Annotated in this window: 22 protein-coding genes; 13 read left to right on the plus strand and 9 right to left on the minus strand. The window is 52.6% G+C overall.

Annotated features, from left to right (window positions below; all coding sequences use genetic code 11):
* Positions 1–44: 44 nt before the first annotated feature.
* Entirely contained in the window at positions 45–644 is a 600-nt protein-coding gene (tehB, locus tag J1778_RS09975; RefSeq protein WP_217173041.1) for a tellurite resistance methyltransferase TehB, read from the minus strand.
* 123 nt (positions 645–767) lie between these two features.
* Here tehB and J1778_RS09980 point away from each other — a divergent pair, with 123 nt between their 5' ends.
* Positions 768–1,397 carry a Vat family streptogramin A O-acetyltransferase gene (locus J1778_RS09980; RefSeq protein WP_217173042.1) on the plus strand — a complete coding sequence of 210 codons (630 nt, stop codon included), beginning with the start codon at positions 768–770 and terminating at the stop codon, positions 1,395–1,397.
* A 9-nt stretch (positions 1,398–1,406) separates the two neighbouring features.
* On the opposite strand, the gene J1778_RS09985 is transcribed toward J1778_RS09980, so the two are convergent.
* Positions 1,407–1,934, minus strand: coding sequence for a GNAT family N-acetyltransferase (locus J1778_RS09985; protein WP_217173043.1), 528 nt, complete (start codon positions 1,932–1,934; stop codon positions 1,407–1,409).
* 19 nt (positions 1,935–1,953) lie between these two features.
* A complete protein-coding gene (locus J1778_RS09990) occupies positions 1,954–2,877 on the minus strand; it encodes a LysR family transcriptional regulator (protein ID WP_217173044.1) in 924 nt (307 codons plus the stop codon).
* A gap of 114 nt (positions 2,878–2,991) precedes the next feature.
* Between J1778_RS09990 and J1778_RS09995 the strand changes: the two genes are divergently transcribed.
* Positions 2,992–4,365: an MFS transporter gene (locus J1778_RS09995; RefSeq protein ID WP_217173045.1), complete on the plus strand. Its 1,374-nt coding sequence runs from the start codon at positions 2,992–2,994 to the stop codon at positions 4,363–4,365.
* 11 nt (positions 4,366–4,376) lie between these two features.
* On the plus strand, positions 4,377–4,766 hold the full coding sequence (locus J1778_RS10000) for a DUF4440 domain-containing protein (protein WP_217173046.1): 390 nt from the start codon (positions 4,377–4,379) through the stop codon (positions 4,764–4,766).
* Positions 4,767–4,822: 56 nt separating this feature from the next.
* Here J1778_RS10000 and J1778_RS10005 read toward each other — a convergent pair whose 3' ends face one another.
* From J1778_RS10005 to J1778_RS10015, 3 genes are read right to left on the minus strand one after another with little or no spacing between them, the layout of a single operon-like run.
* On the minus strand, positions 4,823–6,094 hold the full coding sequence (locus J1778_RS10005) for a c-type cytochrome (protein WP_420804074.1): 1,272 nt from the start codon (positions 6,092–6,094) through the stop codon (positions 4,823–4,825).
* 15 nt (positions 6,095–6,109) lie between these two features.
* Positions 6,110–7,879 carry a GMC family oxidoreductase gene (locus J1778_RS10010; protein ID WP_095925350.1) on the minus strand — a complete coding sequence of 590 codons (1,770 nt, stop codon included), beginning with the start codon at positions 7,877–7,879 and terminating at the stop codon, positions 6,110–6,112.
* A 45-nt stretch (positions 7,880–7,924) separates the two neighbouring features.
* The gene (locus tag J1778_RS10015) at positions 7,925–8,650 is read right to left on the minus strand and encodes a gluconate 2-dehydrogenase subunit 3 family protein (protein ID WP_217173048.1); all 726 of its coding nucleotides are present in this window, start codon (positions 8,648–8,650) and stop codon (positions 7,925–7,927) included.
* Positions 8,651–9,538: 888 nt separating this feature from the next.
* On the opposite strand from J1778_RS10015, the gene etsA reads away from it, so the two are divergent.
* From etsA to etsC, 3 genes are read left to right on the plus strand one after another with little or no spacing between them, the layout of a single operon-like run.
* A complete protein-coding gene (etsA, locus tag J1778_RS10020) occupies positions 9,539–10,726 on the plus strand; it encodes a macrolide efflux RND transporter periplasmic adaptor subunit EtsA (protein WP_217173049.1) in 1,188 nt (395 codons plus the stop codon).
* Complete coding sequence (locus J1778_RS10025) at positions 10,723–12,663, plus strand: MacB family efflux pump subunit (RefSeq protein WP_217173050.1); 1,941 nt, start codon at positions 10,723–10,725, stop codon at positions 12,661–12,663. The genes etsA and J1778_RS10025 overlap by 4 nt, the downstream gene beginning before the upstream one ends.
* A gap of 3 nt (positions 12,664–12,666) precedes the next feature.
* Positions 12,667–14,037 carry a macrolide efflux RND transporter outer membrane subunit EtsC gene (gene etsC, locus J1778_RS10030; protein ID WP_217173051.1) on the plus strand — a complete coding sequence of 457 codons (1,371 nt, stop codon included), beginning with the start codon at positions 12,667–12,669 and terminating at the stop codon, positions 14,035–14,037.
* Between the two features lie 271 nt (positions 14,038–14,308).
* On the opposite strand, the gene J1778_RS10035 is transcribed toward etsC, so the two are convergent.
* Positions 14,309–15,352, minus strand: a complete 1,044-nt coding sequence (locus tag J1778_RS10035; protein WP_217173052.1) for an AraC family transcriptional regulator — start codon at positions 15,350–15,352, stop codon at positions 14,309–14,311.
* A 62-nt stretch (positions 15,353–15,414) separates the two neighbouring features.
* Here J1778_RS10035 and J1778_RS10040 point away from each other — a divergent pair, with 62 nt between their 5' ends.
* A complete protein-coding gene (locus J1778_RS10040; protein WP_217173053.1) occupies positions 15,415–16,617 on the plus strand; it encodes an MFS transporter in 1,203 nt (400 codons plus the stop codon).
* A gap of 93 nt (positions 16,618–16,710) precedes the next feature.
* Here J1778_RS10040 and J1778_RS10045 read toward each other — a convergent pair whose 3' ends face one another.
* A complete protein-coding gene (locus J1778_RS10045) occupies positions 16,711–17,103 on the minus strand; it encodes a nuclear transport factor 2 family protein (protein ID WP_217173054.1) in 393 nt (130 codons plus the stop codon).
* A 94-nt stretch (positions 17,104–17,197) separates the two neighbouring features.
* Between J1778_RS10045 and J1778_RS10050 the strand changes: the two genes are divergently transcribed.
* Entirely contained in the window at positions 17,198–17,956 is a 759-nt protein-coding gene (locus J1778_RS10050; RefSeq protein WP_217173055.1) for an AraC family transcriptional regulator, read from the plus strand.
* Here the strand turns inward: J1778_RS10050 and J1778_RS10055 are convergent.
* Complete coding sequence (locus J1778_RS10055; RefSeq protein WP_120163301.1) at positions 17,948–18,982, minus strand: LacI family DNA-binding transcriptional regulator; 1,035 nt, start codon at positions 18,980–18,982, stop codon at positions 17,948–17,950. The genes J1778_RS10050 and J1778_RS10055 overlap by 9 nt on opposite strands.
* A gap of 348 nt (positions 18,983–19,330) precedes the next feature.
* Here J1778_RS10055 and J1778_RS10060 point away from each other — a divergent pair, with 348 nt between their 5' ends.
* The 5 genes from J1778_RS10060 (at position 19,331) to J1778_RS10080 (ending at position 23,807) form a co-directional block, all read left to right on the plus strand.
* Positions 19,331–19,651: a PTS sugar transporter subunit IIB gene (locus J1778_RS10060; protein WP_217173056.1), complete on the plus strand. Its 321-nt coding sequence runs from the start codon at positions 19,331–19,333 to the stop codon at positions 19,649–19,651.
* 126 nt (positions 19,652–19,777) lie between these two features.
* Positions 19,778–21,136, plus strand: a complete 1,359-nt coding sequence (gene chbC / locus J1778_RS10065; RefSeq protein ID WP_217173057.1) for a PTS N,N'-diacetylchitobiose transporter subunit IIC — start codon at positions 19,778–19,780, stop codon at positions 21,134–21,136.
* 63 nt (positions 21,137–21,199) lie between these two features.
* Positions 21,200–21,547, plus strand: coding sequence for a PTS N,N'-diacetylchitobiose transporter subunit IIA (chbA, locus tag J1778_RS10070; RefSeq protein ID WP_217173058.1), 348 nt, complete (start codon positions 21,200–21,202; stop codon positions 21,545–21,547).
* Positions 21,548–21,561: 14 nt separating this feature from the next.
* On the plus strand, positions 21,562–22,398 hold the full coding sequence (gene chbR, locus J1778_RS10075) for a transcriptional regulator ChbR (protein WP_217173059.1): 837 nt from the start codon (positions 21,562–21,564) through the stop codon (positions 22,396–22,398).
* 65 nt (positions 22,399–22,463) lie between these two features.
* Positions 22,464–23,807: a 6-phospho-beta-glucosidase gene (locus J1778_RS10080; RefSeq protein WP_217173060.1), complete on the plus strand. Its 1,344-nt coding sequence runs from the start codon at positions 22,464–22,466 to the stop codon at positions 23,805–23,807.
* Positions 23,808–23,842: the final 35 nt, after the last annotated feature.

Here is a 23,842-nt window from a genome sequence, read left to right on the forward strand (position 1 = left end):
CAGATTTACAGGGCTGGCGGCGTTCCCGCCAGCTTATTTTCACATCAAATCTTTTTCGCCAGCAGCGTCGCAAAGCGCAGCTTATAGCGGTTACCGTTTTCATCGCGTTTATGCAGCTCGCCCACGTTTTCGTTGTACTTCACAATTTCCCAGCCACGGTAATAATCACGCAATTCTTCAGGCTGGAAGGTGAACGGGAAGGGCAGCGGACACGGATAATCCGGGCTGTCCATCGCGGCGACAATCAGGTTGTAGCCTCCGGTTTTCGTCGCAGCGTGCATGTCCTGAATAATGTGCGGAATGCTGTCGCGCTGCAGGAACATCATCACCACCGTTGAAAAGATAAAATCGTATTCGCCGGTAAAACGGTGCGTATTCAGATCCTGTTCGCTGATGTCGATATTTTGCAGGGATTCTGCCGCAATAATGTCATTCACTTTCGCAACGCTCATCGCATTGTTGTCCCAGCCGGTGACATTAAAGCCTTTCAGGTTGAGATACAGCGAGTTACGTCCGCTGCCACACCCTAAATCCAGCGCTTTGCCGGGCTGCACGTAATTTACTGCGTTGAGAATTTCAGAATGGGTACGGGTCAGACCGTATTTTTCGGTGTAGTAGTCTTCTGGTGCGAGGTGTTGTGTCATTCGCGGATTTCCTGAATAGTGAATCGATTACCTGCGATTATCCTCTAAAATAGAGTGCGCGCACCATGACTCTTAGTGGGGTCTGCATCATATCCCGCCGGGGCATTTATATAAGGAGATAACATGTCTGGTCCGTCCCCCGATAACAAGCATCCGATGGAGGGATTTCCTCAGGTCTGCTTCATCAAAAACACCGTCAGCAACCCCGATATTATTATTGGCGACTACACCTACTATGACGATCCTGTCGATTCAGAAGATTTCGAGCGCAACGTGCTTTATCACTTTCCGTTTATTGGCGATAAGCTGGTGATTGGAAAGTTCTGTGCGCTGGCCCGCGGGGTGAAATTCATCATGAACGGGGCGAATCACAAGCTCTCGGGCATTTCGACCTATCCGTTTCAGATATTTGGCAACGGATGGGAAAAGGTGATGCCTGCGGCAGAAGACCTGCCTTATAAAGGCGATACGGTGATCGGGAATGATGTCTGGATTGGCTATGAAGCCCTGTTTATGCCCGGCGTTAAGGTCGGGAACGGCGCCATCGTTTCATCGAAATCGGTGGTCACCGGCGATGTCCCTGCTTACGCCATCGTGGGAGGTAATCCGGCTAAGGTCATCAGATACCGTTTCGACAGTGAGACAATCGCCCGCCTGGAGCAGATCGCCTGGTGGAACTGGCCGGTTGAGAAGATATCTGCCCATCTGGCGTTGATCACCGCTGGTGACGTTGATGCGCTGGCCGCCTGCTGATTTTGACGATCAGCGGATTGTGCGGTGATCTGTCTGCCGGTAAAGGTAACTGCCTGTGCCATGTACCGGATCACCTTCAAAACCAACTTTTTGCATGCCGATTTTCTCCAGCACGCGCTGCGAAGCCAGATGATTTTCGCGCACGGTGGCGGAGATCCGCTCAAGATGCAGTTTTTCGAAACCTGCGTTCAGCGATGCGCTGGCAAATTCCGTTGCCAGCCCTTTTCCCCACGCGATGGTCGCAAAGCGATAGCCGAGAAATACCCGGTGATTTTCGTAGCCTTCACGAACTCCAAGCCCACCAAAACCGATAATCTCATCAGGCTTATGACTCAGCGCTATCGCCCAGTGCCCGAAACCGTGTTCCGGCCATTCCTGTAACCAGCCGCTCAGTTTTTCCTTCGCTGCCGCCATGTCTTTTAACGGGCCGCGCGGATTAAACAGGTTAGTTTGCGGATCGCCGTAAATAGCAAAAAATGAACCGATGTCATCAGCCTCTACAGGCCGGAGCAACAACCGCGATGTTTCGAGGAGCATAGTCAGCGTTTTCCTTCTGTTAGCTGAAGTAAATCTTAGACTGAGCAGGAAACTCCGCCATGTGTTTTTGCAAAAAATCAATAAACCGCCGTACCTTCTCCGGCACATGGCGGGTGTTGGGATACAGCGCGAAAATACCCTGTGGCGGGAACCGGTGATCGGGCAGCAAATGGCATAAACGCTGTGCGTCGATTTCCGGTTGCACCAGCCAGTCGGGCAGCAACGCGACGCCTGCTCCAGCCAGCGCGAAAGCTAACAACGCCGACGCGCTGTCGGCGGTCACGGCCGGAGGCGAAGCAACTCGAAAGGGGATCTTTTCTCCACGGGTATTGGTCACCGGCCAGCTCATCGGCAGCGGCAGACGGCTGTGGGCAATCCATGAGGCCTGAGCCAGCTGTTCCGGCGTTTGAATATTTCCCGAACGCTGCAAGTACGCCGCCGAGGCCACCGGCAGGATTTCAAAATTTCCCAGCGTGGCGGCATGATGGCTGGAATCGGCTAACTGTCCGAGGCGGATCGCCAGATCAAAGCGTCCGGCAATCAGGTCATCGTGATTCGAGGACGCAACGTGCTGAATGCGTAATTGCGGATGCAGCGCAGAAAACGCCGCCAGTGCCGGAACCACCACGCGCGCGCCATATTCCGGCGTGCTGGTGATGCGCAGCTGTCCGCTCAGACCGCCGTGGTCCCGGCGCACATCGTCAAGCACCGCTTCGGCTTCCTGCAATAAATCCTGACAGCGCTGATAAAAGCGTTCGCCCGATTCGGTCAGTGACAGCCGTCGTGTGCTGCGGGTCAGCAACGCGACGCCGGTTTCGCTTTCCAGCTGTTTAATGTTGAAACTGACCACCGCTTTGGTCAGTCCGAGCGAGGCCGCCGCGCCGGTAAAACTGCCTGCGTTAACCACCGCGACGAAAATCTCCAGCCGCTGCAAATTCAGCATTTTATGGTTCCTGATTGTCAAAATATTTTTGACAGTGTAACTGCGCAGCGCCGGTTTATCCCGGACAATATCTCCGTTAGATTGCACGCCTTAATTAATCGTGGATGAGTGCAGATGAGTCACAGAGCGCGGGTTGCCGCGGTGTATTTGCTCGGTTTTTTCGTTGATCTGATCAACATGTTTATCGCTAACGTGGCCTATCCCGGCATCGCACGGCAGTTTGATGCACCGGTCAGCGCGCTGGCGTGGGTCAGTACCGGATATATTCTCGGGCTGACGCTGGTTATTCCGCTGAGCCGCTGGCTGGCCGCCCGTTTCGGGGCGCGGCGGGTATTTATCCTTTCGCTGACAATTTTTATGTTCGCCTCTTTTGGGGCAGCAAGCGCCACCCATCTGACCACGCTGATTGGATGGCGCATTGTGCAGGGGCTGGGCGGCGGATTATTGATCCCGCTCGGGCAGACGCTGACGTACGCGCTTTATCGCAGCCATGAACGCGCCAGACTTTCGGCAGTGATCATGCTGGTCGGGCTGCTGGCACCGGCGCTTTCTCCGGCCATCGGCGGCATTATCGTGGACAGTTTCAGCTGGCGTTGGGTGTTTATTGCCAGCTTGCCTCTGGCACTGCTGGCCTGGATGCTGGCGCTTTTATGGCTGCCACAAACGGCGCGGGAACCGGCAGAGCGGTTTGATGTGAAGGGATTTGCGCTGCTTAACGGCGGGCTGACGCTGGTGTTATGGGGGCTGACGTCGCTGGGTGAAAACAGTGAATGGCTGAGCGGCAGCGCATTCTTGCTGGCGGGCGCAGGGCTGATAGCGATGTTTGTTGGCGTATCCCGAAAACAGCCAGAGCCTTTGCTGGATCTGACGTTGATGAAAGATCCGCTGCTGCGCACCGGCATGCTGGTTTATCAGTGCATTCCCGGTGTGTTTACCGGCGTCAGCCTGATCGCCATGCTGTATCTGCAAAATGAGCATCATTTTTCGGCGGCGCAGTCAGGCGGGCTAATGTTGCCGTGGTCGCTGGCGTCGTTTGCGGCCATCAGTTTTACCGGAAAAATGTTTAACCGCATCGGGCCGCGGGCGTTATTTATTCCGGGCTGCCTGATTCAGGGCGGGGGTATTGGCTTGCTGGCGCTGCTCAGTGTGTTTCCCGCAGCACCGTGGCTGGCGATCGCCGCGTTCACGCTGATGGGCGCGGGCAGCAGTTTGTGCAGCAGCACGGCGCAAAGTGGCGCGTTCTTACATATTCAGACGGAGAAACTGGCGGATGCCAGTGCGCTCTGGAACATCAACCGCCAGCTGAGTTTTTGTCTGGGCGTGACGCTGGTCAGCGTGATGCTCAATATTTTGCAGATTTACCTTCCGCAGTCTGCCTTCAGGCTGGCGTTCATTTTTGCCGCCGCCAGCGTTATTGTTCCGGTATTGCTGTGTCTGCGGTTGCAGGGCCGTGAAATTGTGCAGGAATTGCATCAGCCAGACCATTAACAGGAAAGAATATGAATCGTTTTGTGAAAGAAGTATTTGATGCGCATGAGTTAATCCAGCGCTGGTTTTCAGACTCCGCCTCACCTGAGCAGGTTTGTGATGAGCTGCTGGCGCGGTTTAGTCCGGCCTATTCGATGGTGACTATTACCGGCCACCGGCTGGATTATCCGGCATTGTGTGCGTTTTTCAGGGCGCAGCGGGGCGCGAAAAGCGGGCTGAAGATTGAGGTCGAAAAGCCGGTAGTGATTGCTGAAAGTGAAAAAGGCGCGGTAATCGCGTATCAGGAACGCCAGCAGTTGCCCGGCCAGCCGGAAACGCTGCGTTATTCCACGGTGGTATTTGAGGTGGATGCACAAGGGAAAATTCTGTGGCGGCATTTGCATGAAACGCCCGCCGCCTGAGCACGTATAAAAAAACGGCCTTCCGCGAGGAAAGCCGTTTGAGCCTGCAAGACTGATTACTTCGTCAGGGTTTTTCTGACTTCGCTGACGTCTTTCGCCGTGACTGCCGGTGCGTTATTGCCCCAGCCCTGACGGATGAAGGTCGACAGCTGCGCCGCTTCTTCGTCAGTCAGACGGTTGGCAAAGCCCGGCATCGCCAGCGTGGACGGTGCGCGTGCGGTAGACGGTTGCTGAGCCCCGGCAAGGATAGTGTGGATCAATCCGGTCGGGTCTTTGGCGTTTACAATGGTGGCCTGATCCAGCTGCGGGAACACGCCCGGTGCGCCTTTACCGGTCACGAAGTGACAGGCACCGCAGTTATCCAGATACAAACGCTCGCCTTCGCTGAGGTTTTTCGCCGTGGTCAGTTTGGCTTCGGTCGCGCTGGCTTTCTGCGTGTCCTCTGCCGGAACCGGCGGGTTGCCGCCCAGGAATTTGATGTAGGCCGCGATGGCTTTCAGGTCGTCATCGGTCATGTGGGCGGTACTGTTTTCCACCACAGACGTCATTTCGCCGCCAACTGCCGCTTTGTCATTACGTCCTTTGCCCAGATAATCGACGATTTCCTGCTCATTCCAGTGCGCGACGCCGCGCAGGGAAGGGACGTCCCAGTTATTCAGGCTGCCGCCCGCCAGGAAATCAGAGTCGCTGCTGTCCAGCGCTTTCTCGTTCATACCGAAACCGCGCGGAGTATGGCAACTGCCGCAGTGACCCAGACTTTCCACCAGATACGCGCCGCGGTTTACTTGCTCAGAAGCGCCCCCGATTGGCTTGAAAGGCTTATCAGACGCGAACGCCCAGTTCCAGAAACGCATGCCCCAGCGCTGGCTGAACGGGAAACTCAGATCCGTTTCCGGCGGTTGTTCCGCGCTCGGTTTTACGCCCTGCATAAAGTAAACGTAGAGCGCATGCATATCTTCATCATTGATTTTGGCGTAATCCGGATAAGGCATCGCCGGATATAAACGGGTACCGTCCGGCAGAACACCTTTTCGCACCGCATCGGAGAACTGCGCTTCGGTATACCCGCCAATGCCGTGGTCTTTATCCGGCGTAATGTTGGTCGAATAAATGGTGCCCAGATTAGAGTTGATCGCCAGTCCGCCGGAAAACGCCGGTTTGCCCGCTACCGTATGGCACGCGCCGCAGTCGCCCAGACGCGACACGTATTCGCCCTGTTTGATCAGCGCTGCGTTACCGGACTGTGTGTTGGTATCCGCCTGCGCATTCGCCATAAAACCCGCACCGAGCAGCAAGGCGTTAGCGATAAATAAACTTTTGAGTTTCATCCTGTTCATCTCCGCTTATGCCTGAACCAGTGGGCCAGGGTTTTTCAGGTACTGATCTTTAATTGCCTGCGCTGCCATCAGTGTTATCGCGCCGATGGTGTCCGTCGGGTTGGCCTGGAAGTTTTGCGGGAACGCGTTTCCTCCCGGCACAAAGACGTTATGCACATCCCAGCTTTGCAGGAACTTGTTCAGCGCCGAGGTTTTCGGGTTATCGCCCATCACCGCACCGCCCACGTTGTGCGTGGAAACGTATTTGGTCAGGTCAAAATGTGCGTCCATCGGCAGGAAGCTTTCGCTGTAGCTGTCCGGGTTCAGCTCTTTAGTGATATTGCCGACGATGCCTTTCAGATATTGCTGCAATTTGAGTTCGTTCTGTTTCCAGTCGAAAGTCATGCGCAGCAACGGATAGCCGTATTCGTCTTTGTAGTTCGGATCGAGATCCAGATAAATGTCGCGGTAAGACTGGCAGGTCGTCGTGATGCTGATTTTCATCGAATGGCCGTACCATTCTTCCATCCCTTCTTTCCAGCCGGTGCCCCACGCAGGCGTGCCTTTTGGCAGCGAGGTGCTGATTGGCGTGCCGGTGGCCTGAGAGCTGTGGATTTTCGCGCCGCCGATAAAACCTAAAGAAGGGCCATCAAAGTTGCCCGGAGAGATGTCATTAAACATCTGGCCGGTGGCGCCTGCGGTGGCGAACGGGTTGAAGTTTTTGTCTTTGAAGAACAGCGTCGAGCCGCCATTGCTCAGGAACGCGTAGTTACGACCAATCACGCCTTCTTCGGTGATCGGGTTGTAAGGTTTGCCGATGCCGGACAGCAGCATCAGGCGCACGTTACAGAACTGGAAGCTGCTCAGTACCACGATTTTTGCCGGCTGGAAGCATTCGTTGCCGTCTGCATCCATGTAGATCACGCCTTTGGCGGTTTTCTTATCATCGTGCAACTCGACTTTCAGCACGTTGGCATGGACTTCATAGGAGAAGTTATCCATGCGTTTCAGCGCGTCCATCACGGCAGTTTGCGGCGAGGCTTTCGAGTAGTTCAGGCATGGATATTTACTGCAATAACCGCAGTAGTTACACGGCGCGATCTGGTTGCCGTACGGGTTGGTCCAGGCGCGGGACACGCAGGCCGACGGGTTCGGGAACGGATGATAGCCCATCTTTTTGGTGACTTCAGCAAACATGCTGCTGTTGAGCGTATCTTCCAGCGCAGGCAGCGGATAAGGCTCGGAACGCGGCCCTTCGAACGGATCGCCGCCTTCCATAATCTGGCCGCGCAGGTTGCCGGTTTTACCGGACTGACCGCAGATGTGCTCAAACTTGGTGTAATACGGCTCGATTTCGTCCCAGGTGAACGGGAAGTCCATGATCCGCATGTCTTCCTGCAGGATGCCCGGTTTGTACGCTTCGTCGGCGTAGGTTTTGAGTTTTAAATCGGTCGGCGTCGGGCGGATCAGAACCGCCGTCCAGTGCAGACCGGAACCACCCACGCCCGTACCTGGCGCAAACGCGCCCCATTTACGGGTCGGCAGGGCGGTTTCACTCATGTTGTAACGCACGGTGACCGCGGCTTCTGCCGGCGTCGCCATGACTTTGTTGCGCACCGCGTAGGCGTACTCGTCCGCCGGTTTCGGGTATGCAAATTCTTCGTAGCCGCGATCGCCGCCGCGTTCGAGCGCGCGAACGGTCAGGCCTGCCATTGCCAGCTCGATACTCATCAGCGAGCCAGCCCAGCCGAGGCCGACGACAACGACGTCGACTTCTGGTTTCGTTACTTTTGCCATCTTAAATCCTGTCAGTCATCAGAAAAGGGGAATAGGGCGAGGCACTCAGGCACGCGCGCCCTGCAGGCTCACAGGCCCCAGCGGATACGGGACGTTGTGCTGCTTAACCCACTCGGTGAAACTGGCGCGTGCGCCGGGGAATCCGATGGCGATCCACGCCTTCATCCCTTTGTTTCCGCCGTAGATCGGATCTGCCAGATAACCGTGTTTGGTGTCTGAAAGCAGCTCACTGAAGAATTGCGAAGCGACGAGATTTTCTTCGCCTGCGTCCGCAAACTTGATGCCGTTTTTCTGAAGCTGTGTCAGAACGTTGTCTTTGTCCTGATCGTTCAGCTCATGGAAGGCTTTCTGATGATTTTGCTGACACCAGCTGTTCGCGATGCGAATGCCGGTTTTGTAGATTTGCTGCGGACGTAACGGGATCTGATACCCCATCGTCGCCGGAGCATGCACGTTGAACGGTCCCTGCATGTAAATTTCTTCACCGAAATCGCCGTGCATCTGCTGATCGATGAAGATCGGCACGTTGGTTTCGAGCGCGCCCGGCGCTTTACCTTTGCCGCCAGCAGGGATCAGGCGGTCAGCGGCGGCCATAATAAATTGCCACTCATCGGCGCTGAAAAAGATCGGTTTATAATCGAGCAAATCCGGGGCAGCCATTTCCGCAGCTTGTGCCGCTGACAGCCCTTTCATCATGATGGTCCCGACAGGCAAAGCCATCAGCGACCCAAGTAAAAACTTGCGACGGGTTGTTTTTTTTTGAAGGAGCATAGAATTACGACTCTCACATGCCTGATGTTAAGTTTGGGTTAATTATTATTATTTTCTGGGTACAAATCGATAATATCACCGCTACATCTAAAATAAATGAATAAATTCCACAAGAAGTATGAGGTGGGAAATATCTTAATGTTTTTTGAAGGTTGTATTTGATTTAAATTTCATTAAAAACAGCAGGATAAGATGTTTTTTAATTATGATAAATGAGAGGGGGAATAGCATTGTTTATCAAAGGTGTCTTTATAATTCCTTTGGCTGAATTTGGATTAATATAATTCCGCACGGAAAGTGTCTGTTATTTGTTGTTATGAATGTTAGCTAACATTTTTAACAAATAAGAATGGATTTCAATTAGGGCGATATCTATTTGCGGGACAAAAGAGACGTTGAAATAAGCAACAAGTTAACATGCTCCCTGGAAAAGAGAGGGTGAAGATGATTAACGACAACCTCCAATGAGGCTACCCGGATCACTTTAATCCAAAAAAGGGATCATTGAATGGGCTATCTCTGACTTTGTGCAAGGGGATAGCCGCTGACTACCGAAATTATTAACCATTCTCTTACGGGAATATGTTCGATAAGCTGTCGGCTGTGAGACTGAGAAGATCCCTGTCCGCTTTCGCAAAGCCGGCACAACTCCTTTAGTGGCTTATCAGACAGCCTCATTTGGGTCAGGCTCTTGTCAGAGAGCATTGCTTGCCTTCCTTATGCCGATATTTATTTTAAAATAGATCAGGCCCGCAGAAATGGAACGCCAGTCCAGGATTTGTAACACGTGCATTTACCGCTAACCCCGTGTTTAACTCCTGTAGAGACTCAGGGGGGCAAAATGATATCTGAGATCGCTGCGTTTTAATGTTATGGAAAACCCGCACAATGTTAATGAAACTCCCTTCACGTCGCGTCGCCATTTTTGCTGCGGTGATGCTTACAGTTCTTATCACCGTCTCCTTGTTCTTCCTGCGCAGCGTGCCGGTCCCGGAGTATGTCACGGCTCCGGTGCGTAAAGGGGATATTGAAAATACCGTACTGGCTACCGGTCGAATCGATGCGATTGAGCGCGTTAACGTCGGTGCTCAGGTCTCAGGCCAGGTAAAATCGCTGAAGGTTAAGCCTGGCGATCAGGTCATTAAAGGGCAACCGATAGCTGACATTGACGATGTACCGCAGCGTAATGATTTGCGCACCGCAGAAGCCGCACTCAACGTGGTCAAAGCCGATCTGCAAGCCAGGCAGGCGCTCTTAAAACAGGCTGAACTCCGTTACAAACGGCAGCGGCAGATGCTTAACCAAGAAGCCAGCTCACGTGAAGATTTTGAGTCCGCAGAAGCCACGCTGGCGACCACGCGTGCGGAGCTACTGTCGCTTAACGCGCGTCTGGTGCAGGCGCAGATCGAGGTGGATAAGAAAAAGGTCGACCTGAGCTACACACGTGTCGTCGCGCCGATGGACGGCATCGTTATCGCAGTGGTGACCCAGCAAGGGCAGACGGTGAACTCCAGCCAAAGTGCACCGACGATTATCAAGCTTGCCCGACTGGATGTGATGACCATTAAGGCTCAGATCTCTGAGGCCGATATCACCCGTATTTTCATTGGCCAAAAAGCGCGCTTCACCATTTTCTCGGAACCGGACAAAGAGTATGACGCGATACTGCGCACCGTTGAACTGGCGCCGGAATCGGTAATGAAAGACGACACCCTTGCCAGCAGCGGTTCGGCATCAGGCTCAGGTACCTCGAATGCGTCCGTCTACTACAACGCGCTGCTGGACGTGCCCAATCCGGAAAACCGGCTGCGAATTGCCATGACTGCTCAGGTCACGCTGCTTGCCGGCGAAGGTAAAAATACGCTTCTGGTGCCCATTCAGGCGGTGCATAAAGCAGACGGGAATGAGCAGCAGGTGCAGATTTTGACAAATAACGGCAAGCTTGAAACCCGACAGGTAAAAACCGGAATAACCAACAGCGTGGATATTGAGATCCTTGATGGCGTGAAAGTCGGGGAAAAGGTGGTGCTGTCGCAGCCGGGTGAAAAAGCACCTGGGGATGGGTTCGTGCTGTGAGCAATATTATTGAGCTTAACGGTATTAGCCGTACCTACCGTAATGGTGGCCAGACGCTTACCGTCCTCAAAGAGGTGAGTCTGACGATCGCGGCAGGTGAGCTGGTGGCGATTATCGGCGCCTCAGGGTCGGGTAAATCGACCCTGATGAACATCATGGGTTGCCTTGATGTCCCCGACAGCGGGGATTATTACATCGGCGGGCAAAATGCTGCCCAGCTTTCACCGGATGAGCTTGCAAGAATACGCCGGGAACATATCGGTTTTATCTTCCAGCGCTATCATTTGATGCCAGATCTCAGCGCACTGGGCAATGTTGAGATCCCTGCCATTTACGCCAACAGCGGGCGTGACCAGCGTCGGCTGCGGGCCGCAGCATTGCTGGGCAGGCTCGGTCTGGAAGGGCGGGAGCATCATAAACCTGGTGAACTTTCCGGCGGGCAGCAACAGCGCGTCAGTATTGCCCGCTCGCTGATTAATGGCGGAGAGATAATTCTGGCGGACGAACCGACCGGTGCGCTGGATTCACAGTCAGGGCAGGAAGTGCTGGCCATCCTCAGCGAACTTCACCAGCGGGGTCATACGGTGGTGATAGTGACCCACGACATGAAGGTGGCGCAACATGCTCAGCGGATTATCGAACTGCGCGACGGCGAAATTATCTCAGACAGCGGCAGCCGCCTGACCACTATGGAAAAACTGCCGCCTCCCAACAGGACCCGGCAAAGTCGTTGGCAAAGTTTTCTCGATCGTACACGTGAATCGCTGGGAATGGCGCTGAAAGCGATGAACGCACACCGTTTACGCACAACCTTAACCATGACCGGAATTATTTTCGGCATCGCTGCCGTGGTCACGGTGGTGGCGCTCGGTGAAGGGGCGAAGCAGCGGACGCTGGAGAATATTAAAGATCTGGGCACCAACGTGGTGAGCATTTACCCCGGGAGCGATTTCTTCGACGACAGCGCCGAAAGCATTCGTACGCTGGTGCCTGCAGATGCTGCAGCACTGGCGAAGCAGGGGTTTATTGACAGCGTAAGCCCGGAAGTCAGTGCCTCAGACACCATCCGTTTTCGCGGAAAATCCGCAACCGCCGCAATCAATGGCGTTGGGCGAGATCACTTCCGCGTGAATGGCATCGAGATTTTGCAGGGGGCAACGTTCAGGGACGATCGTAACGCCCTGCAGGAAGTGATCATCGATGAAAACGCCCGCATAGCGTTATTTGATGAGGCGGGGTTAAAGGCGCTGGGGCAAATTGTATTCCTCGGTTCCGTTCCTGCTCGCGTTGTGGGCATCGCTAAGAGCAATAACCGTAGTTATGCACCTAACCGTATTACCGTGTGGATGCCCTACAGTACAGTAATGTACCGAATGGCAGGTACACCGGTACTGACCAGCATCAGCGTCCGGCTGAAGGACAATGTGGCTAACGAGGCCGCTGTCAGTGCGATATCTCAGCTGTTGACTCAGCGTCACCGCGTAAAAGACTTCCAGCTTTATAATTTTGAACAGATAAGAAAATCCATCGAAAGCACCTCGATGACGTTCAGCATTTTGATTCTTATGGTTGCCTGCATCTCACTGATGATCGGCAGTATTGGGGTGATGAACATCATGCTGGTGTCCGTTGCCGAGCGTACCCATGAAATCGGCGTGCGCATGGCGGTGGGAGCGCGCCGAAGCGATATCATGCAGCAATTTATGATTGAGGCCGTTCTGGTGTGCCTGATGGGAGGGGCATTAGGCATCGCGCTGTCGTTTGCCGCAGGCGCTCTGTTCACCGCGCTGGCAGGCGGAATGTTTACCGCCATCTATTCCTGGCAGGCTGCTGCTGTCGCATTTGTCTGTTCAACAATCATTGGCATGATCTTCGGTTATCTCCCCGCCCGCAAGGCGGCAAGGATGGATCCGGTCGCTTCACTGGCCAGCGAGTAACCTATGAAAATATTATCACCTTTGGCTTTATGCCTTGCCGCCACGCTCAGCGCAGGCTGCGCAAACTTACTAAAAAGCGACTATCACGCGCCTGCCGTGGAGTATCCGGCCAGCTGGTATCACGACAGTGCCGACGGGGAGCCCGCGCCGTTTGACTGGTACGCGTTTAATGATCCCCTGCTGGATAGCTGGTTACGCCAGGTGATGGCAAGCAATAATGACGTGGCTCTGGCCGTGTTAAGGGTGTACCGGGCAAGGCTTGACGCCGAGAGAGTAGGCATTGCAAGCGATCCTGGGTTAAAAGGGACGCTGGGCGTGGACAGCAGAAAACCACTTACCGGCTCATCAGGCTGGGAAAAGGGCAGTTCCGCCACCCTGAATACCAGTTATGAACTGGATCTGTGGGGCAAAATGGCCCGGCAGCGCGATGCCGCGGTTTGGGCAAGTCAGGCCACAGAAGAGGATCTGCGCGCAGCACGCCTGACCTTGCTCTCAGAGGCCAGTGTCAACTACTGGCGCATTGGTTTTATCAACCAACAGATAAGCGTCCTTCAGCAGAGCATCGGTTACGCAAAAGAAACGCTACGCCTGGCGAAGGCCCGCTACCAGGCGGGTGGCGCTTCATCACTTGATGTGGTTGATGCCCGGCAAAGCTTGCTGACCCAGGAGAACAGGCTCACCGGGCTGCAGCGTGAACGTTTGCAGGCGTTGAATCAGCAGGCGGTATTGCTGGGTACCGCGCCAGGCAGTCCCGTGGCTGAACCGATGACGTTGCCCAAAGGGGCAATGCCTGCGGTTAATGCGAACATTCCGGCCAGCGTGCTGAGACACCGACCCGATATCAGTGCTAAAGAGTGGCGGGTGCGTGAAGCTCTGGCCACCGTTGATATCAGGCGCACCGAATTCTATCCCGCTTTCAGTCTGACCGGTTCTCTGGGTACCAGCAGCAGCTCGCTGATGGCGTTCCTGCAAAATCCTGTCGGTTCCGTTGGCGCCAACCTGACACTGCCGTTTCTCGAGTGGAGACAACAGGGCGTGGAAGTAAAAATTGCCCGCAACGACTACGAACAGCGATTACTGGAGTTTAAGCAGTCGCTTTATAAAGCGATGAGCAGTATTGAAGACGAGCTGTCCCTGCGTAACCAGTTACTGGCGCAGGAAAAAAGGCTGCATGAAGGACTTGAACTGGCAAGGGAGTCTGAGCGACTGAACGAAGTACGATATCGCCAGGGCGCTGTGCCTGTCTCATTCTGGCTTGATGCTCAGGAGAAGCGCCGCCAGGTTGAGCTATCACTGGATGAAAACCGCTTTGATCAGTTCCAAAATCTGGCAAAAATCTATCTGGAATTCGGGGGTTCGGCGACGTTCCCATAAATACGGATAACTCATTTCTTAATAGGATGGAACGGATCCCCGTGGGTATATCCATCCTAATAGAGATGACGTCAGCCTGGAGGCGTGCTTTTTAGCGAACTGCGACACCTCTGAGTGGAGTGAAAGTGCTTTTGGCAAATGCACAGATCAAATAGCTTTTCATATCGGCACGGAGTACCCGATTTCTCCTTTAACCCTTTCTCGCCTCTCGTATTTCGCTTCGTCGTTGTGGGTTCTGGTCTTCCAGCAGCGGTAAAGGCTCCTTATCCATTTAAACGGCAGAGCCCGGATGGGTGATTGATGCGATTCCCCTTTGTCTCGCGGGTCGCTGACGCATAGCGCCCGGCGGATATCCATTGATGCGCTTGAAAGCTCTGCTAAACGCTGCCTGTGAGGCATAGCCGAGGCGAAGAGCCACGGTGTCAATTGAGATCTTATCGTGAATAATCCAGTGACTTGCGATGCGCATTCGCACCTCCCTTGCATAGCGCTGGGGAGGTATGCCGATGATTGATTTGAAGCGTTCAGCAAAAACAGAACGTGACACATGCGACTGTGCAGCAAGCTCTGCAACAGACCACTCCCGCCCCGTATCGCGATGAATGGCCAGAATAGCACGGGCGAGTCGGGGATCACGTAACGCAGCGATCAGGCCTGCGGCGTTCTCGCTGCCGTTTTCGATCCATCCACGCACAATCATGGCGGCCGCCACTTCTGCGAGGCGTGCCAGAATGCCCGCAAATCCGGCGCGTCCCGAACAGATTTCAAATTTCATCGCGCCCAGTATGGGAACCAGTCCCGGATAGATCTGTTCATTTGCCTCAACCACTATGGCTTGCGGCATCAGTTTACCAAGACCCTGCATTCCACCGAGATCGAACGCCATACAGCCATAAAACAGAACCGTGCTGGGTGTCGGATGCGAACTTGGACAAGTATTGATTCCGCTGACGGCCTCGCCCAAAGGCGCAGAGCCTAAGGTGTCGATATGTTGAAATGAACAGCTGACATCCGATAAAAGCTGATGCTCCTCACCCTGCGGCATAAATACCATGCTTCCGGCTTTCAGTTCGTGCAACGTCCCGTCGCGCGTACGAAGCACAGCAGTGCCCACAGCGATGTAATGAAAATAGGCATGTCCCGGTCTGTTGCTAAAACCGACGCCAAATTCAGAGCCAGTCTGTAAACGGCGATACTGCACGCCACGCAGGCGCATTTCCAGCAGCAGTTCACTGATGAGCTCGGATGACAGGGCAAAATGTTTATTCACATGCATAACCGGCGTTTCGGGTAAAAAATCAGGATGTGGCATCATAGATCGTCCAGCTGCTCAACTCTAGACTTGGTGTTGTGATTTTTTCCCAGGAAGAGTGTGTTATGAGAAATGAAGCAACTGTAGCTGTATCCGCGAGTTTGAATAGCCCGGAACCCAAAGAATCCGCATGGATGGCCGTTATTTCACTGACGATGGGCGTGTTTGGCTTGCTGACTGCGGAATATCTTCCTGCCAGCCTGTTGACACCCATGGCCGCCGATCTCGGTGTGACCGAAGCTCTGGCTGGTCAGTCTGTAACGGTAACGGCGGTGGTGGCCCTGTTTGCGGGTCTGATGGTTCCCCGCCTGACGCGTAATTATGATCGCCGAAATGTTTTGCTGGGTTTTACCGTGCTGATGATTGCCTCCAACCTGCTTGTCGCACTTTCATCCAGTCTGGCTGTTCTGTTAGTCATGCGCATTTTGCTGGGCATCGCGCTGGGAGGCTTCTGGAGTATGGCTGCTGCCGTAGCGATGCGGCTGGTCCCTGCTAAAAGCGTTCCGCGTGCTCTCTCCATTATTTTTAGCGGTATTGCTGTCGGTACTGTGGTTTCGATCCCGCTGGGGAGCTATTTAGGTGGGCTTTATGGCTGGCGTAGTGCTTTTATCGCTGCCACCGCAGTCGGCGTGCTGACACTGATCTTTCAGCTGTTTACCCTTCCTGGAATGGCGCCGCGTAGAATGACGATAACGGCATCTGTCATGGATTTACTCCGCCGCCCAGGCATTGCGATGGGAATGACGGGGTGTGTGATCGCCCATACGGGTCAGTATGCGCTGTTTACCTATATTCGCCCGGCGCTTGAAAATATTGCCCAACTCGATGTGGATCGTTTGTCTTTGATACTGCTTGGATTTGGCATCGCTAATTTTATCGGTACGCTGCTGGCCGGGTGGCTGATGGAGAGAAGCCTGCGTCTTACCCTGATACTCATGCCAGCACTTGTCGGTTTCGCGGCATTAAGCATGATTTTGCTGCCACTGGAGGAAAAGGGATTAATGTTTTTCGTCGCGTTGTGGGGGATGGCATTTGGTGGCGTACCGGTTGCGTGGTCAAACTGGGTAGCGCGTTCGGTTCCCGATCAGGCTGAAACCGCTGGCGGCATGGTAGTCGCAGCCGTTCAGTCCTCAATTGCTGCGGGTGCGGCGTTGGGAGGATTACTCTTTGGTATCAGCGGTGTAACAGGTGTTTTCATCACCGCCGGTTGCATCATGTTTTTTGCCACGCTCGTTATTGGACTAAAGGTGAGGGTCGCGCTGACCTGACCACCAGACCAGGTAGCGAGTGAAGGGTAACCTATCAATTAAGCCTGGTTATCGGGTGGTGGTCCCCACCCCTAAGCAAAAAGTAGGGGACTGTTAATGTCTGCCCCCAAGATCGCGGTCGCCTGATGTGCCGCGAATCATCCGGGTGAGTTCTTCACAACGGATGATCTTTCCAGATGACAACGTGAAGCGGGCAAAAACTTCAAATTCACAGTGTTCTCCCTGAATTTTTGCTGCGTTGACATGATGGTGTGTAAACACCGTCTGATCCTCCGTGACGGCGGACAGAACAGAGACGTTTATTTGTGTGGTCTGTGATTTAAGCAGCGCCATATGCTGAATAAATTCGCGGTAATCGAGCCGGTGACCATCGACCACCTGCTGATAGCCCGGGTCAAAGTAAAGGGCAATGTCATGCTCGCTGTGTTCAGGGCTGCAGACCACGTTTTGCAATGCATCAATGACTGTCTGAGTTGTCTTTTTCATCGGTTCCTCCATTTTGAGAGCAGAAAGAGTACGGGAAGAGCGGATGAGGGTATTATCCGTATCTGGACAAGATATACGGTTAACCGGCCAGAAGATGAAAATTGAAAAATTCGACTACGACAGTCTGCATTCGACGCCCTGGCATAAACACGCATCCGGTCAGCTGTACTGGTTGAATCATGGCATTCTTGTCATTGAAACGACGTCAGTACAGTGGACTGTTACACCGGGATCACTGGGATGGTTTCCCGCTGATGTCAGCCACAGGGCCTGGGTTCCGGCAGGCGTGAAAGGTCAAAGCCTTTACCTTGAACCTGCTTCCTGCCCACCGTTTCCCGCTCATCCGGGTGTCTATGGGGCAGATGCCTTCGTGATGGCGATTTTGGAACGCCTGTGCCGGGAAGGTGATTTTTCATCCCCTGCGGAATATCAACGTCATCTTCTCAAATTATTAGGCTTTGAAATTGCCGGAGCTCCTGACTTGCCGCTTCAGTTGACGTTGCCCGTCGATCGCCGGGCGCGTAATGTCGCGAATGAATTACTGAAAAACCCCGCGTGCGCGCTGGACCAGACGCAGCTTGCCAAACAATGGGGACTCAGCGTTCGCAGCCTGAGTCGTTTGTTTACTCAACAAACCGGCCTCAGTTTTAGCCAGTGGAGACAGCAGGCAAAAGTTGTCACTTCATTGCAATGGGTGCTTGCCGGCTTGCCGGTCAGCGAGGTGGCATTAAGAAGTGGTTACAGCAACGTCAGTGCTTATATCGACGTCTTCCGGCAACGTTTTGGAAAGACGCCGGGGCAGTTTCAAAATGCCCTCCTTCGCACGGAGAGTCGACAAAAGGCATCAGGCTGATTCCCTGATAACAAGCCGGTAGCCGATATCGACTATAGGTTCCTCAACCGCGATGCCTTCGATTTTATCCGCCAGCATGTCCGCCGCGCGGATGCCTGAATCCCATTTATCGACGCTGACGGTGGTAATGGCAGGGCGGTTGTGTGCAGCAAAATTCAAATCCGCGAAACCGATCACCGAGAAATCATCGGGAACACGTAAGCCATGCGCTTCAGCTTCCATAATGGCGCCCTGGGCCAGGGTGTCGGAACTGCAAATGATGGCGTCGAACCGGTGACCGCTCTCAAGCAACTGGCGCAGTGCCTGGCGTCCGACTTCCATATTAGCGGGACGTGAGACAATCACTTCTTTTATGTCGTGCTCAGGAATTGCCCGCAATACGCTGATCGCTCCGTTTTTACGTACCATCGCGCGGCGGTCTGAGGCGCAGATAAAACCAAAATGCGTAAACCCTTTAGCGGCGAAGTATTCCCCGATGGCATTACCGACTTTTTCATGCGAGAAGCCAATCAGCATATCAATCGGTGTTGGCGTGAGATCCCAAATCTCTACCACCGGAATATTGGCATTAAGAATGATTCTTTTCAGTTCTGACGTGTGATGAATACCGGTCAGCACGATGCCGTCCGGGCGGCGGGACAGCAGCGTGGAAACAATGTCGGTTTCGTCTTCCGGCTCGTAGCCGACAATACACAGCAACATGTGGTAACCGCGTGCCGCCAGCTGATCGCTGATCGCCTGAACGGTATCGACAAACATGTTGTTGTTAATTTGTGGCACCACCACGGCAATGAGTTTGGTGCGGCTGGTCGCCAGTCCACCGGCCAGCATATTCGGGATGTATCCGGTGCTGTTGACCGCTTCCATCACGCGCGCGATGGTCGCAGGGCGAACGACTTTGGGATTGTTTAAGGCGCGGCTGACTGTCATCGGAGAAAGTCCGGCAGCCTGGGCGACATCTTCGAGCGTAGCCGTACGGGAACGGCCTTTTTGGGTTTTTATTTTAGTATTCAAAACGTTGTTCACTGATATCCGGGGGCCGATACGAGAATGTTTGCGCAAACATTCTCAGTTTCTCATAACAGAACAGGCTTAGGTAGGGTTAAGTGTTAATTCATTGTTGCGTCGTGGTCCGACGAAATCTTATTTATTCCCGCGAATTATTTACCCAAAACGTGAAGACAGTCATAGGCGTTGGTCAAGGAGAGACAATTTCAGTTAGTTAAGAATTATCCCCTGCTTAAGCGATGCCGTATACTCAACTCAAGCAGAGACAATAGGTCACTTTCATCGATTGGCTTTGGAAGCATTCTTACTGGTTTACCAGGAACCGTTGTCTGAGCTGTAATTTATTCGGGATATGAGGGTTTCATCATGGAAAAGAAAGTCATTTATTTGTTTTGTTCCGCCGGAATGTCTACCTCGTTGCTGGTTTCTAAAATGAAAGTCCAGGCCGAGAAATACGAAGTACCGGTCATTATCGAAGCATTTCCAGAAACACTGGCTGCCGAAAAAGGTGCCGCCGCAGATGTGGTATTGCTCGGGCCGCAAATTGCCTACATGCTCGACGAAATCAAAAAAGTATTACCGGGCAAGCCGGTTGAAGTTATCGATTCTGTTCTGTACGGCAAAATTGATGGATTGGGTGTACTGAAAGCAGCAGTGGCTGCGATCAAAAAAGCAGCAGCGCAGTAATTTTCCGTTTTCCCTTATTTTTAAATTGAACATCTTTATATTGAAATTTTTAAGTCAAAGAGAACTCCAGTCAAAGAGCGAATTTCATACCCTGGCCGTCGGATGGCGGCATTAAAGGAAAATCCAATGAGCAAAGCCATTGATTCACTTGAAAAGATACTGCTTCCTTTTGCCGTTAAAATAGGTAAACAACCCCATATTAATGCCATTAAAAATGGCTTTATTAAATTAATGCCGCTGACCCTGGCGGGCGCCATGTTCGTTTTAATTAATAACGTATTTCTGAACTTCGGTGCCGGTTCCTTCTTTTATTCTTTAGGCGTGCGGCTGGATCCGTCAACCATTGAAACGCTGGCCGGATTAAAAACGATCGGTGTTAATGTCTATAACGGCACATTAGGTATTATGTCGCTGATGGCACCGTTCTTTATCGGAATGGCATTAGCAGAAGAGCGAAAAGTCGATTCGCTTTCCGCAGGCTTACTAGCCGTTGCTGCTTTCATGACCGTCACCCCTTATAGCGTGGGTGAAGCCTATGCGGTCGGTGCAAACTGGTTAGGTGGCGCGAATATTATTTCCGGCATGATCATCGGTCTGGTTGTCGCCGAAATGTTTACCTTTGTTATTCGCAGAAACTGGGTGATTACGTTACCCGCAAGCGTTCCCACGTCGGTTTCCCGTTCCTTCTCCGCATTAATTCCGGGCTTTATTATTCTGTTCTTCTTCGGGGTCATTTCCTGGTTGCTGGGACTGTATGGCCATAACTTCCACCAGATTATTATGGATTCTATTTCCAAACCTCTGGCGGCAATGGGCAGCGTAGTCGGCTGGGCGTATGTGATTTTCAACTCCCTGCTGTGGTTCTTCGGTGTGCACGGTTCACTGGCGCTGACTGCGCTGGACAACGGCATCATGACGCCGTGGGCGCTGGAAAACATCGCGTTGTATACCGAATACGGCTCTGTCAGTGCGGCGATTGATGCCGGTAAAACCTTCCACTTCTGGGCCAAACCGATGCTGGATTCTTATATCCTGCTGGGTGGTTCCGGTGCGACGCTGGGTCTGATTATCGCCATCTTTATCGCATCACGCCGCGCTGATCACCGCCAGGTTGCGAAGCTGGCGCTTCCATCAGGTATTTTCCAGATTAACGAGCCTATCCTGTTCGGTCTGCCGATTATCATGAACCCGGTGATGTTTATCCCGTTCGTACTGGTTCAGCCGATTCTGGCGGCAATTACGCTGGCGGCTTACAGCATGGGGATTATTCCACCGGTGACGAACCTCGCGCCGTGGACTATGCCGACCGGTCTGGGCGCCTTCTTTAACAGTAACGGCAGCATCGCTGCTCTGTTAGTCGCACTGTTCAACCTTGGTATCGCCACACTGGTTTATATGCCTTTCGTTATCCTGTCTAACAAAGCGCAGGCGATTATCGAGGAAGAAGAAAGCGAAGAAGACATTGCCGCAGCACTGAAATTTTAATCTGAACGGACAGCGGCAGGGCAATCTGCCTGCCGCTACCGGGCAAATCACGGAGAGATAAAAATGATGGATTTAGACAGCATTGTGGATACCGAAAGCGAAATGCAGGATCTCGAAGAAGTGGTGATGGGGTTAATCATTAATTCCGGACAGGCCCGCAGCCTGGCTTATTCGGCACTGAAAAAAGCCAAAGAAGGCGATTTTGAGCAGGCACGCTCAGTCATGGCGCAATCGAGAATGGCGCTTAACGAAGCGCATCTGATACAGACCAAACTGATTGAAGAAGATCAGGGTGAAGGCAAAACCAAAGTCAGTCTGGTGCTGGTTCACGCGCAGGATCACCTGATGACCTCTATGCTGGCACGTGAACTGATTGCAGAACTCATTGAGCTTCATGAGAAAATAAAATAACGTAGGGAACCATAATGCAGCCACCGGTACTGAGTATGGAAATTAAGACAGCGCGCGAAAATCAACTCTTCGACGGTCAGAATTTCCACATGTTTATCTACAACAAAGTAGAAAGCATCTCCGGGCTGCATGAGCATGACTACTATGAGTTCACCATTGTCCTGACCGGCAGGTATTTCCAAAACGTTAACGGTAAACGGGTATTGTTAGAACGTGGCGATTTCGTTTTCATCCCGTTAGGTTCCAATCATCAAAGCTTTTATGAATTTGGTGCCACGCGGATTTTAAATGTCGGGATCAGTAAAGCTTTTTTCGAGCAGCATTATTTATCTTTATTACCTGCCAGATTTGTTGCCTCGCAGGTATATCAGGTAAAAACGGAATTCCTGGCTTATATTGAGTCAGTTATTGCTTCACTGAATTTCCGCAACGGTGAGTTCAATGAATTTCTGGAAATGGTGACGTTTTATATTGTTAACCGTTTACGTCATCACCGTGAATCTGAAGTGACGCATGATATTCCCGGCTGGCTGAAAACGGCGATTGAGAAAATGCATGATAAATCGCGCTTCGGTGATAAAGCATTATCGAACATGGTCGAGCTTTCCGGAAAATCGCAGGAATACCTGACCCGCGCGACGCAGCGACATTACGGCAAAACGCCGATGCAGATTATAAATGAAATCCGTATTGATTTTGCCAAAAAACAGCTGGAGATCACCAACTACTCGGTCACGGATATTGCTTTTGATTCCGGTTATAGCAGTCCGAGTATGTTTATTAAGAACTTTAAAAAGCTGACTTCTTTTACGCCGAACCATTACCGGAAGAAGTTATGCAGTATTAATTAATACCGCTTCATTCATAAATATTTCTGTCTTAATTTGCAGTGCATGATTATTGCACGGGAGTTCCTATGAGTAAAAAACTGAAAGTCGTCACTATTGGTGGCGGGAGCAGCTATACCCCGGAATTACTGGAAGGCTTTATTAAACGTTACGCCGAATTGCCAATTACTGAATTATGGCTGGTGGATGTCGAAGGCGGAAAAGAGAAACAGGATATTATTTTTAATCTCTGCCAGCGTATGGTGGAACGCGCCGGTGTGCCGATTGTGATGCATAAAACGCTGAACCGCCGCGAGGCGCTGGTAGACGCTGATTTCGTCACCACGCAGCTGCGCGTCGGCCAGTTAAAAGCGCGTGAACTCGATGAGCGTATTCCGCTGAGTCACGGCTATCTGGGGCAGGAAACCAACGGGGCAGGGGGTTTGTTTAAAGGGCTGCGTACCATCCCGGTGATTTTTGACATCATTAAAGATGTCGAAGAAATCTGTCCGGACGCCTGGGTGATCAATTTTACCAACCCGGCCGGTATGGTCACTGAGGCGGTATTCCGTCACACCCAATTCAAGAAATTCATCGGCGTCTGTAATATTCCTGTCGGCATGAAAATGTTCATCCAGGATGTGCTGAAACTGACCCCGCAGTACGATTTGTCCATCGATCTGTTTGGTCTGAACCACATGGTGTTCATCAAAGACGTCATCGTGAATGGCGAATCACGCTTTGCTGAACTGCTCGACGGTGTGGCCTCCGGCACGCTTACCGCCGGTTCGGTGAAAAACATCTTCGACCTGCCGTTCAGCGAAGGCCTGATCCGTTCCCTGAACCTGCTGCCGTGTTCTTACCTGCTGTACTACTTCAAGCAGAAAGAGATGCTGGCGATTGAAATGGGTGAATTCTACAAAGGCGGTGCGCGTGCCACCGTTGTGCAGAAAGTCGAGAAGCAACTGTTCGATTTGTACAAAAATCCGGACCTCAACGTGAAGCCTAAAGAGCTGGAACTGCGTGGCGGAGCCTATTATTCCGATGCGGCCTGCGAAGTGATCAGCGCGATTTATAACGATAAGCAGACTGAGCAGTACGTCAATTTCCCGCACAACGGGCATATTGATAATATTCCGGCGGACTGGGCGGTGGAAATGACCTGTACTATCGGGCGTGACGGCGCAAAACCGCATCCGCGCATCACGCATTTCGACGAAAAAGTGCTGGGGCTTATCTACACCATCAAAGGTTTTGAGATTGCCGCGAGCAATGCCGCTATCAGCGGTGAACTCAATGATGTGCTGCTGGCGATGAACCTCAGCCCGCTGATCCATTCCGATAAAGATGCTGAAATACTGGCGCGCGAAATGTTGCTGGCACATGAAAAACTGCTGCCGAATTTTGCAAAAACCATTGCCGCGTTAAAATAACCCGCCGCCTTCCCGCAAGGGAAGGCACTCCAGCA

This window comes from Rahnella bonaserana (assembly GCF_019049675.1).
Taxonomy (GTDB): domain Bacteria; phylum Pseudomonadota; class Gammaproteobacteria; order Enterobacterales; family Enterobacteriaceae; genus Rahnella; species Rahnella bonaserana.